Origin of the sequence: Kitasatospora sp. NPDC004799, assembly GCF_040609095.1 — a bacterium.
Taxonomy (GTDB): domain Bacteria; phylum Actinomycetota; class Actinomycetes; order Streptomycetales; family Streptomycetaceae; genus Kitasatospora.
In genome coordinates, this window is the sequence record NZ_JBEXJK010000785.1 from 1 (window position 1) to 1,497 (window position 1,497).

The 1,497-nt window shown below is 74.7% G+C and carries 1 protein-coding gene; it reads right to left on the bottom strand.

All coding sequences use genetic code 11. The features are described from left to right. Positions 1-26: 26 nt before the first annotated feature. The coding region (locus tag ABZW03_RS40790) for a MinD/ParA family protein (RefSeq protein ID WP_355269921.1) at positions 27-1,497 on the bottom strand (1,471 nt) is incomplete at its 5' end.

Consider the following 1,497-nt stretch of genomic DNA (forward strand, 5'->3'; position numbering starts at 1 on the left):
GGTGTCGGTGGGCCCCCTCCGGCGTCTCACTGCTGGGGCGCCTGCGGCGGGTAGCCGTAGCCCGGCCCCGGCTGCTGCGGCCAGGGCGCCCCGGGCGCGGGCTGCTGCGGGTAGCCGTACCCGGGCGGGGGCTGCTGCGGGTAGCCGTACCCGGGCGGGGGCGGCGGCACCTGGCCGGGCTGCGGGGCCCACGGCGCCCCGGGAGCGGGCTGGCCGGCCTGCTGCGGGTAGGGCTGGGGCTGCTGCGGGTCGGCGTACGGCTGCGGCTGGCCGCCGGGGTAGCCCGCCTGCGCCTGGGCCTGCTGCTGCCAGCCGGCCTGCTGGGCGGCGGCCTGCTGGGCCCGGACGATGTCCTCGCCGACCAGGGTGGCCAGCTCGAAGTAGGCCTCCCGGACCTTGGGCCGCATCATGTCGAGGTTGACCTCGGCGCCGGCCGCCAGGCTCTCGTCGAACGGCACCACGACCACGCCGCGGCAGCGGGTCTGGAAGTGCGCGACGATGTCCTCGACCTTGATCATCTTGCTGGTCTCGCGCACCCCGGAGACCACCGTGATGCTGCGCTGCACCAGGTCCGCGTAGCCGTGCGCGGAGAGCCAGTCCAGGGTGGTCGAGGCGCTGGAGGCGCCGTCCACGCTGGGCGTGGAGACGATGATCAGCTGGTCGGCCAGGTCGAGCACCCCGCGCATCGCGCTGTACAGCAGGCCGGTGCCGGAGTCGGTCAGGATGATCGGGTACTGGCGGCCCAGCACGTCGATCACCTGGCGGTAGTCCGAGTCGTTGAAGGTGGTCGAGACCGCCGGGTCGACGTCGTTCGCCAGGATCTCCAGGCCCGAGTTCAGGTCCTGCGAGGTGAACTGACGGATGTCCATGTAGCTGCGCAGGTGCGGGATGGCCGTCACCAGGTCGCGGATGGTCGCGCCGGTCTGGCGCTTGACCCGGCGGCCCAGGGTGCCGGCGTCCGGGTTGGCGTCGATCGCGATCACCTTGTCCTGGCGCTCGCTGGCCAGGGTCGCGCCGAGCGCGGTGGTGGTTGTGGTCTTGCCGACGCCGCCCTTGAGGCTGATCACGGCGATCCGGTAGCAGCTCAGCACCGGGGTGCGGATGATCTCCAGCCGACGGGCCTTCTCGGCCGCCGCGGCCTTGCCGCCGAACTGGAAGCGCGGCTGCTGGCGCTGCTGCTTGGGCTGGCTGCGCAGCAGCCGGTCCGAGGACAGCTCGACGGCGGCGGTGTAGCCGAGCGGCGCGCCGTGCGCGGTCTGCTGCGGGGCGGCGGCCTGCTGGAACGCGCTGGGCTGCGGGGCCTGCGGCTGCTGCCACGGCTGTCCGGGCCCCGGCTGCGGCTGGCCGGGGTGGGGCTGCCCCGGCTGGGCCTGCGGGCCGGGCTGCGGCTGGGCCGGCTGCTGGTGGAAGGGGGCGCCGGTGAGCCAGTGGTCGATCCGGGCGAGACCGCCGCCGAGCTCGCTGCCCAGCCGGCTCCACTCGTCGGCGACGGTCGTG